Raw genomic sequence first — 9,376 nt, 5'->3', positions numbered from 1 at the left:
TTAGGCGTGTTCGTACCATCGCTATTACAATAACCGAAATAGCAATTATACAAATTACCCAAATGAACAATGGCTGCATATTGGAAGTAATATTTATCTGAATCTTTCAATCCATCTATAATCATCCCCCTTAGTACTCCACTGAAATTTCCACATATCACCTGTATTATCGTTTATAAGATAGTATTGATACATACTTGTCAGTGGCTGAATAGAGAATATACACCTTTCGTTATTTTCTACTAATTCGTATTTATTTATAGGAATACAAAATAGGTTGTCTAAATCTTGTGTACTATATTGAACTTGCCATAGTCGTCCATTATATGAGTCCAACAATATAAATGTCCACATGTTGTCAGTGGCAAACATCTGAAATCTATTAGTCCAATTTGACGACTTCTCAGGATATGCAAGAGAAAATATGTTGATTGGTGCAGCAAACATGTAATCCTCACCCTTGACACTAAACTGGACTTGCCAATTCTTACCTGTATATGTATCAAGCATTATGAATGTCCACATATTCTGTGTTTCATAAAGGCGAAATCGTCCTTCTTTATCTCCTAAAATTTCTCTCGCACTACAAATTTCCCAAGACTGACCATCATCTTGAATTTGTTGTACTTCGCCTGTCATTGTATTTAAGCGAAGTTGATTATGATAGTTCCGAGTCTTATACATTTTATAGACTTGAGCATATGATGTAAAAGCTATAACCATTAAAGCGAATAATACGAAAAGCTTTTTCATAATTCTGTTATGTTATTATTTGACAATTAACGGATTGTATTTCTTATTCATGTACCAGATACATTTTGAATAAGTCGCATACATTGGATACTAAATATCCTCTAAATCTTTTTGAATTTTAGTTTCTACATTTTGAGAATCACGATAACGAATCATTACCATACCCTCATAAATACCAGAAGTTTTTTCTATCGATAATTCAATGTTTCCTCCTGTTACCTCCCAAGCACTACCCCAAACAACAGTTCCTTGATGAACTTCTGCCATTAAAGCTGTATTGGAATCCGAATGGGCAGGGTTCTTCTCTTTTGAAATAGTCGGATTGCCATATTTTCGGGTGTATAAATCTTTATAATAGTTATAAGTATTAACAAGCGTATTCCATTCACCACTTGGGTCAAACAACACAGCTACGGCAAATACACTTTTCCCATCATCTGTAGCTGTTACACCTATAGTTGCATTACGACCTGTAAAGTCTCCCATAAACAATGCAAGATTGTTTTCACTGCCAATAGAAGTGAATCCTTTAGCTTTTAACTTCTGACAAAATTCAGTCATACTTCCCTCAATGGGAATTCCCTTAAAGGTAAGGTGTTCGGAACTACTTTGAGCATACGATGTCAAAGCAATTAAAACAAATGCGAATGATACAATCAACTTCTTCATAATTTGTTGTATTATATTTAATAAACATTTTAGTCCAACCTACGAAAAAGCGTGAACTACAAAGCCACACTCTTACTTGAAGGTCGTAGGAAACCATAGATGCAGATGTAACAATAGTAGCCCACGCTATATGCGTGAGAACCACTATGCTATCCTTGCATCTAATTGAAAATTTCCTACGTTTTCAAGTACAAGATAAGCATAACGCTTCTTCTTAATTCTAATATGTTTTGGAAAGAGTAGCCTCAATCCAATACAAAAGTATGAAAAATCCGTGATATACCATTCTACTATCACGGATTTTTTTGATTTACAGTTTCATACTTCTATTCTGTCTTGGCTTCGGTATTCCGATGGCTTCTCTAAACTCATTCATCTTCTTTCTGAACCAGTTCACGTGAGAAACCCCGTCTATCTTGAAATCGAATTTACCGTTTTCATCCTGTTTGATAGAGCAGACGGAGTGTCGGGTATCAAAACTTCGGTTAAATTCGGAAGAATAGAGTTCGCCTTTTATCCCGACCTCCTTGAACTCGCACAGTCTTCTGATTATTCCGTCATTGAACTTCAATCGGTCACGCAGGAAGTTTATTATAGGCATCAGCTTCTCCACATATGGAAAGTAGCGTCTGACAAAATCCGCAAACTCCGACAGCTTGCGGTGCTGTTGCTCGTAAGCGTTTCTTATCTCCTGTATCTGCTTGGCTTGTTGCCGTTCCCGTTGTCGGGCTTCGTTTTCAAGTTCAAGGATGCGGTCTTGCAAATCCTCGTTCCTGCGCTCCAACGATTTCATCTTTCCACTTCCGAAAAGAGAGCCCACACTGCTTGCAAGGGCGGTTGCCGTATCGGTGGCTGCGTTTTTGAGCTTGTCGGTACGGATTTCCGCTTTCACCTGCTTCAGTTCCTCCTGCGCCTCGGCTTTCTTCTCCTGCAACAGTCTGGTTTCAGTTTCGAGGACTTCATTCTTCTTTTTCAAGTCCCTATAATACTGCATGGTGGTGGTGTGCCGTGCTTCCGAACCCCGTACCCCACGCTGCAATCCGTATTTCGCCATCACCCTTGCGTAATTGTCGTGGTAGGCGACCAAGGTCTGGCGGTTGAACAGGTCATCGGCACACAAGCGGACGGAATTTGTTTTCTTGCGGTACTTGCGCTTACCGTCCGTTTGCTCTTTCTTGGCTTTGCGCCTTTCACCCGTCACGATGGGAACAACGGCTGCGTGGATGTGCGGAGTCTTCTCGTCCATGTGCAGATGTGCGGCAACCACATTGTCTTTGCCGAATGTGGCTTGCAGCCATTGGATGCTGTCGTTGCACCATTCATCGAGTTCTCCTTTTTCCTGTATGTTCATCATGTCCTCGTGCGTACCCGACAAAACCACCCGAACGACACGGACTTGGTCGTGTGTGATTTTCCGTCTGATGCCTGCCGTGTTCAGTCTGTGGGCAATCGCTTCATCCCTGCCGTGAACGCCATCGGGGTATTCGACAAGCACCCTGTTCAGATGTGTCCTTGTCGGGTCTGCGTTTTTAGGTATTATCTTTCTCTCTATATGGTCGGACTGAGTGGTGTCCGATGTACCCTTTGCTTTCTTAATGTCCAATGAAAAATATCCCATTTTATTTCTATTTTGCGGTTATCGTTATGTTTCTTCTCTCTGCCTGTGGCATCGGCTCACAGGGTTTATTATGCAAATGAACCCTTGCTGCACTCGGCATAATCCAAACGAGTTTGGCTTCTGCTCTCGTTTGCACAGGGTTTCCAAAGGGATTTCCCTTTGGCTCGATAGGGTGTTTTTAGCGTTACGGAGTAATGCGTGAAGAAAACGCCCTATTGAGCTATGGTATTTCTGTCTAAATACCTTTCGGAAAGCAGACGAGCACATTACAGATGAAATCCCCCTTTCTTTTTCGGTGGCTGCATCATCCGCCTTGCGGATTGGACTTGCTTCTTCTCCTTTATCGGCTCTGCCGATTGGGACAAGGGCTTACCGCACAGGTAGTCGTTCAAGTCCTTATACTCACGATAGTACATTGACTTGTCAAGCAGCCGTTCCCCAAACTTCTCTTTCAGCTTCTTGCAAGTGTTCCGTCCTGCCGTGTCGTTGTCAAGGAAACAGCCGACTTGGGTGTAGGTCTCCAATATGCTTTCCGCTTTTGCAAGATTGGAAACGGAGTTCAATATGATATAGTCCTGTGTGTCCAATCGCGGGTGTTGCGGATTGTTTTCTACTCGGATGGTAAGGAATGAAAGGTAATCCATGAACCCCTCGAACAGGTAACACATACATCGTTGTCCGCCCTGCTGTCGGATATGGGTGATATCTTTCGGGGCGACACATCCCTTGAAGTATCTGTTGCGCACTTCATATCCTCCTGCCATGTTCGGAAAGCCGATGGCAAAATAGGGTTTGTCGGCATTCATAAACCGAAGCTCCCTGCATTCTCTTTTGGCAAGTCCGATGTTTATTCCCCTTTCTTGCAGATAGGCTATAAGAGCAGGGGAGGACAATTCTCCAACCTTTAATCCCTGATAAGTACGATTGTCGGAATGCTGTCTGCCAAAAGAGAACGATGCAGGGCGGATGTATGCTGTCCGCTCCTCTATGCGTCTCAACAGATAGGCTACATCTTCCGAACGGTAGAGTTCCGCTGCCAATGCGAGGATGTTTCCGCCTTTGCCGATGCCGAAGTCATACCATTTTTCAAGCTCGGTGTTTACCTTGAACGATGCGTCCGTTTCTTCCCGTAACGGTGATTTGTACCACAGATTCCTGCCTTGTTGCTTTACAGGCGTATAGCCCAGACTTTGCAGATAGTCTGCCAGTTTGATTTGCTTTACATCTTGGATTGTCATATTACATACGGTTTTGAAGTTGATGAAAATTTGTTGATTTGATGAATTGTCAATGTAATATGTTTATATACAGCCTCGTAACCTCTCAACATCTTCTCAACAAACCGCTCGCCAAAAGAGAAATCCACAAACGGGTGTCGGTGGTCTCTCAACTTCTCTTTTGGCTTGTTGAGATTTTGTTGAGAATGTATATCGTTTATTGTCAGTGTATTTATACCCATATTCAACAATTCAACAGAAAAATGATAGTATTACAGGGATTCGAGTTGCTTCCTTGTGACGGTGTAGAAGCGTCCCACCCTCTTTATCGGCTCATAGTGACAACTTCTGTTGTAATTGCCCTGATAGGTGGTGTAGGTAAGCCCGTTTGGTGCAGGTGTCAGTTTCCAGCACTCCTGCACCACCTTACGCACTTGGTGCTTTTCCGCCTTTACCTGCGAGTGCACCAGCAGTACGACAAGGTCGTTAAGGCAGAATGAAACGCTATCCACATCCATTGCAACCATAATGTCAAGCAGCAGTTCCGACATCTCTATCTCCAGCCGATTGCGGTTGCTACGGATAATCTTCTGCAAGGCTTCTGTATGCAGCAATGTGGGGTTGAACCACATCCGGCTTTCCTTTTCGGTGGACAGTTTTCTGTGTTGCAGGAAATGGAGAAAGGCGGGTATCTCCGCTTTCAGCTTTTGCAGGAAGTCGGTATCATCGGACTGCAAGCGGTCTATCTTGCGCACCCAATAGCGTGTTTCCCCTGCGTCTATGATTACGGGCAGATGCTCGTTGTTGGAACACAGCACGAATTTGGCGAAGAACGCAATCTCATCACGGTCTTTGCCTTTGGCTTCCACCTTATAGGAAAGTGTGGTGCTGAGGTTCTTCAACCGCTCGCTATCCTCCCTGCGGTTGAGCAGCACCTCATCCACCACGATAAGGAGCTTGCCAGCCCAGTCGGAATTGAACTGGCTGCGGAAATCCTCGTTGGTGTTGAAAGTCACATTGTTCTGAAAAAGGGCTTTCAGAAAGTTCAGGAAGGTGCTTTTGCCCGTGTTGCGTTCTTCCGACACCAACAGCAGGATAGGCAACTTCTGAATTGGTTGCAGGTAGAGCAGTTGCAGATAGTCCATCCCCAACTCGTACTGTTCCCCGAAGATGTGCCGTACCAAAGATTGGATATGCGATAAATCGCCCTCCTGCGGTCGGTGGTCTATCGGTTCGTAGAGGTTAAGGAACTTGCCGACCACGGAACGGTAGCCGATGTGTTCGGGTACTGTGCAGAAGCCGTCATACTTGGGAACTCTGCCGATGTAATCCTTGCCGTAATCCTGTCGCAGGGTCTCGTTGTTCCATGCGATGCGTTTCCTTATATACCCTCCGTTCAGTTTGGGCTGCTCCACAATCTTATAGAGCGTTGTCCCCACTCGGATAAACTCTTCCTTTGCCATGCCGCCATCCGATGGCGGTCTGTGGCTGTCCTGTTGTTCGATAGCTGACATAATCAAATGGTTTTAAGTTTGAAAATTACCAGCTGCAAAAATATAATCAATTATCGGATAGGTTGTTATGCAAAACACGGCAGAATGGTGACAAATAGCCCCCGAAACAAAAACTTTCAATGGTTTGGGACAGGAAACGGGTTGTGCAAACGGAAAACTCCCGAAAAGCGAATGTCGGATTACGCTTTTCGGGAGAAAAAATCAGAGCGTCTGTCGTACTGACTTAATGAATTACTGACTTACCGAGTGAATTATGTCAGGCATTCAGCTACGAGAAGTATTCGGATTTGGATATACCGTTGGTATTCAGCGAGAAGAAGATGCTTGTTTTCTCTTTTCGCAGGTACAGTATTTCAAGAACGGCATTGCGTACCCGTTCCGCTCCGAATGTGCCGATATGGAAAGCGAGGGTAACTATCGCTTCAAGGTTGTAAACCTCCATACAGCAATTATCGGATACCCGTATGCTTCGCCTTATCCCGTATTCCCTTAAAACTCCGCTCTTGCAAAGAGCCTTCAGCCCTGCACGGAATGTCGGGGCGGTTACTCCGAACAGGTCGCAAAGTTCCCATTCGCTCATGGCGGTTGCGCTAATGTCGGTCGGCATGATGATGTTACCGTCTGTTGTTATGATGCTTCGTTTCATGGCTATGCTTGGTTATGGGGTTACACTTCCGAACGATGCGTTCAGCTTGTTGCCGAACATCGTCAGGTCATTGTCAAGTTTCTGCGTGGTTATCTTCGCATAGATTTGAGTCGTGACAATGTTCGTGTGTCCCAGAACACGGCTCACGCTTTCAATGGGCATCCCCTTGCTAAGAGCCAGTGTTCCAAACGTATGACGAGCGCAATGGTAGGAGATTTGCTTCTCTATTCCGCATTCCGCCATTACCTTTTTCAGCTGTTTGCACATCGTCCAATAGTTGATTTTCCCGAAAACCAGCTTGTCTTCCGACAGATACTTGTACCGTTCGATTATCTGCAAGGGAATATCCAGCAGCTTCACTTGGAACGGGACATTTGTCTTGTGCCGTTTCGACAATATCCATTTCTCACCATTCACCTCCACTATTTCATCCGTTGTGAGTTCTTTCATATCCACGAAAGACAAGGCGGTGAAACAGGCGAAAATAAACAGATCCCGCACCAATGCGAGGGTGGGGTTGTCAAACTCGTGCGCCATGATTCTTTTGATTTCGTCCTCTGTCAGATACTCCCGTTCCTTAACATTCGGGCTGATATGGAACTGCGCAAACGGATTTCTCGGTATCAGTCCGTTATAGTGCGCACGCATGACCACCCCTTTCAGCCACATGCAGTTCAGCCAGATGGTGGCGTTTTTCAGTCCCCGTTCAGCCGTAAGATAAGCCGCAAACTCCTTGATGAAGTCGGGTGTAAGTTCCAGCATGGACATGTCCGTCCGTCTGTAGAATGACTTGATAAAGGCTGCGACATAGTTCCTTGCCCTTACCATGACCTTGTACGTGCCGATGCTGCGGTCTTTACCGACACGTTTCAGGAAGTTGGCGCAATCCTTGTCAAAAGCCTTTATCAGTGTCTCATACTCGCTTCCTACCCCTTGGTAGGCATTGCGCACCATTTCAGCCGTTACGTATGCCTCTCGGTCGGATATGCGCTGATAGTGCTTGATGATTTGCGCCTTGATGTTGTCCAATGCCAGATTGACGTTCCGTGCTTCGGCACTCTTGCCTTTGGCTCGGTTGCCTTTCGCATCCCAAAGGGTTTTCGGGATGGTCTGCTTGCAGCTGAACTGCGCCACAGTACCGTTGATTGTCACTCGTCCCATGATGGGGACAATACCGTCTTTCTCCTTGCTGCCGTTCACGTAGAACAGCACTTTGAATGTACTTCTTGCCATACTCGTTTTTTTTGTTTGCAAAGTTAAATATCAACGAGTTAGACCTTGATATGCAAATCGGTGACAAACGGTGCAATAGCATCTCCCATATGTTAAATCTTACTCTTTCACGGGTAATGATTTGCAAACCATTCTTCTTCTTAAATCCGCTTTTCTTTGCGTTTTCCGCTTTTTCGGCTTGTCATCATTTGACACCGTAACAACTCTGATATTAAGTCGTTTAGCGTCATTTCACCCGTTTTTCGAGGTTATTCCAGAGATTTTTCGTAATTTTGCCTTCTCGATATAATAATGGATAGTGATGAAGATGAATCAGATAAATTCCGTATGTGTATATAGTGCTTCCAGTACCAAGATAGACGCTGTTTACTTCCAAGCAGCCGATACTCTCGGCTATCTGCTTGCCGAACACCGTATTCGTTTGATAAATGGAGCCGGAAGTATTGGCCTGATGCGTTCTGTGGCAGATGCTGTATTGAAAAATGGTGGTGAGGTGACAGGTGTGATTCCTCGTTTTATGGTGGAGCAAAATTGGCATCATACGGGATTGACAGAACTGATTGAAGTAGAATCCATGCACGAACGCAAGCGGAAGATGGCAGATTTGAGCGATGGCATTATTGCTTTGCCCGGTGGATGCGGTACCCTTGAAGAACTGCTGGAGATTATTACCTGGAAACAATTGGGATTATATCTCAATCCGATTGTAATCCTCAATATAAACGGATTCTTCGATCCACTCCTCGAAATGCTTGAAAAAGCTATTGATGAGAACTTTATGCGCCGGCAGCATGGCGATATATGGAAAGTGGCGCAGACGCCGGAAGAAGCGGTTCAATTGCTTTATGAAACTCCTGTATGGGACATTTCCATTCGTAAATTTGCAGCGATATGATAGGCGACACACTAAGTTCCCGAAGTGCGGATACGCTGTCCCTTCTTCGGCAGAACCAGACTAGTCCGGCAAAGGCGGACACTGATAGTCTGCAGTTGGTTGATCTTCATGCTGTGCAAGAAGTTGATTCCGGCTTTGAGGGGACACCTATCTCCTACTCTCCCCGCACGGACGATGCCATTGCGTTGACCTTGCTGGCTTGCTTCTTTCTTTCCTCCATAGCCTTGGCGCGCGGAAAGAAATTTCTCTCCCAACAGGTGAAAGATTTTGTATTGCACCGTGAACGAACGAGTATTTTTGATAGTTCTACGGCAGCCGATGTGCGTTATCTCCTTGTGCTTGTGTTGCAGACTTGTGTCTTGTCGGGTATCACATTTCTCAATTATTTTCATGATACATGCCCTGCTTTGATGAACCGGGTATCCCCTCTCCTTTTGCTGGGTATCTACGTTGGATTCTGCCTTGCTTATTTCTTACTAAAATGGCTGATTTACATGTTTCTTGGGTGGACGTTTTTTGATAAAAATAAGACAAATATATGGCTGGAATCCTATTCTGCGCTCATATATTATGTCGGATTTGCCCTCTTTCCATTCGTTCTTTTTCTAGTTTATTTTGATTTAAGTCTCACAAATTTGGTCATAATTGGGGCTATTATTTTAATTTTCACTAAAATATTGATGTTTTATAAGTGGATAAAGCTTTTTTTTCATCAATTTAGCGGGCTTTTCCTATTAATTTTGTACTTTTGCGCTCTTGAAATAGTACCTTGTTTGCTACTCTATCAAGGTATGATTCAAATGAACAATATTTTGCTAATAAAATTTTAGG

9 protein-coding genes are annotated in these 9,376 nt (G+C 44.3%); 2 read left to right on the top strand and 7 right to left on the bottom strand.

Annotated features, from left to right (window positions below; genetic code table 11):
* Window positions 1-93: 93 nt before the first annotated feature.
* The 7 genes from KTR06_RS11625 to KTR06_RS11595 all read right to left on the bottom strand — a co-directional run bounded on the left by KTR06_RS11625 (window position 94) and on the right by KTR06_RS11595 (window position 7,650).
* Window positions 94-753, bottom strand: coding sequence for a hypothetical protein (locus KTR06_RS11625; RefSeq protein ID WP_007855991.1), 660 nt, complete (start codon window positions 751-753; stop codon window positions 94-96).
* A 90-nt stretch (window positions 754-843) separates the two neighbouring features.
* The gene (locus KTR06_RS11620) at window positions 844-1,422 is read right to left on the bottom strand and encodes a hypothetical protein (protein ID WP_007855990.1); all 579 of its coding nucleotides are present in this window, start codon (window positions 1,420-1,422) and stop codon (window positions 844-846) included.
* Between the two features lie 310 nt (window positions 1,423-1,732).
* Window positions 1,733-3,040, bottom strand: coding sequence for a MobV family relaxase (mobV, locus tag KTR06_RS11615; protein ID WP_007855989.1), 1,308 nt, complete (start codon window positions 3,038-3,040; stop codon window positions 1,733-1,735).
* 266 nt (window positions 3,041-3,306) lie between these two features.
* A complete protein-coding gene (locus tag KTR06_RS11610) occupies window positions 3,307-4,278 on the bottom strand; it encodes a toprim domain-containing protein (RefSeq protein WP_007855988.1) in 972 nt (323 codons plus the stop codon).
* A 251-nt stretch (window positions 4,279-4,529) separates the two neighbouring features.
* Window positions 4,530-5,771 carry a primase-helicase family protein gene (locus KTR06_RS11605; protein ID WP_007855986.1) on the bottom strand — a complete coding sequence of 414 codons (1,242 nt, stop codon included), beginning with the start codon at window positions 5,769-5,771 and terminating at the stop codon, window positions 4,530-4,532.
* Between the two features lie 268 nt (window positions 5,772-6,039).
* On the bottom strand, window positions 6,040-6,417 hold the full coding sequence (locus tag KTR06_RS11600; protein WP_007855985.1) for a hypothetical protein: 378 nt from the start codon (window positions 6,415-6,417) through the stop codon (window positions 6,040-6,042).
* Window positions 6,418-6,429: 12 nt separating this feature from the next.
* Entirely contained in the window at window positions 6,430-7,650 is a 1,221-nt protein-coding gene (locus KTR06_RS11595; protein WP_007855984.1) for a site-specific integrase, read from the bottom strand.
* 307 nt (window positions 7,651-7,957) lie between these two features.
* Here KTR06_RS11595 and KTR06_RS11590 point away from each other — a divergent pair, with 307 nt between their 5' ends.
* Together KTR06_RS11590 and KTR06_RS11585 are read left to right on the top strand one after the other, a co-directional pair.
* Window positions 7,958-8,545 carry a TIGR00730 family Rossman fold protein gene (locus KTR06_RS11590; RefSeq protein ID WP_061447943.1) on the top strand — a complete coding sequence of 196 codons (588 nt, stop codon included), beginning with the start codon at window positions 7,958-7,960 and terminating at the stop codon, window positions 8,543-8,545.
* The gene (locus tag KTR06_RS11585; protein ID WP_008641572.1) at window positions 8,542-9,375 is read left to right on the top strand and encodes a DUF4271 domain-containing protein; all 834 of its coding nucleotides are present in this window, start codon (window positions 8,542-8,544) and stop codon (window positions 9,373-9,375) included. The genes KTR06_RS11590 and KTR06_RS11585 overlap by 4 nt, the downstream gene beginning before the upstream one ends.
* Window position 9,376 lies beyond the last annotated feature (1 nt).

Source organism: Bacteroides sp. MSK.20.12, assembly GCF_019052435.1.
In the GTDB taxonomy this organism is placed as follows: domain Bacteria; phylum Bacteroidota; class Bacteroidia; order Bacteroidales; family Bacteroidaceae; genus Bacteroides; species Bacteroides xylanisolvens.
This window is presented reverse-complemented; position numbering and strand designations above follow the sequence as displayed.

Coding starts and splice junctions, on each gene's coding strand:
- KTR06_RS11590 (WP_061447943.1), top strand. CDS start 7,958: ATGAATCAGATAAATTCCGTATGTGTATATAGTGCTTCCAGTACCAAG.
- KTR06_RS11625 (WP_007855991.1), bottom strand. CDS start 753: ATGAAAAAGCTTTTCGTATTATTCGCTTTAATGGTTATAGCTTTTACA.
- KTR06_RS11585 (WP_008641572.1), top strand. CDS start 8,542: ATGATAGGCGACACACTAAGTTCCCGAAGTGCGGATACGCTGTCCCTT.
- mobV (WP_007855989.1), bottom strand. CDS start 3,040: ATGGGATATTTTTCATTGGACATTAAGAAAGCAAAGGGTACATCGGAC.
- KTR06_RS11610 (WP_007855988.1), bottom strand. CDS start 4,278: ATGACAATCCAAGATGTAAAGCAAATCAAACTGGCAGACTATCTGCAA.
- KTR06_RS11620 (WP_007855990.1), bottom strand. CDS start 1,422: ATGAAGAAGTTGATTGTATCATTCGCATTTGTTTTAATTGCTTTGACA.
- KTR06_RS11595 (WP_007855984.1), bottom strand. CDS start 7,650: ATGGCAAGAAGTACATTCAAAGTGCTGTTCTACGTGAACGGCAGCAAG.
- KTR06_RS11605 (WP_007855986.1), bottom strand. CDS start 5,771: ATGTCAGCTATCGAACAACAGGACAGCCACAGACCGCCATCGGATGGC.
- KTR06_RS11600 (WP_007855985.1), bottom strand. CDS start 6,417: ATGAAACGAAGCATCATAACAACAGACGGTAACATCATCATGCCGACC.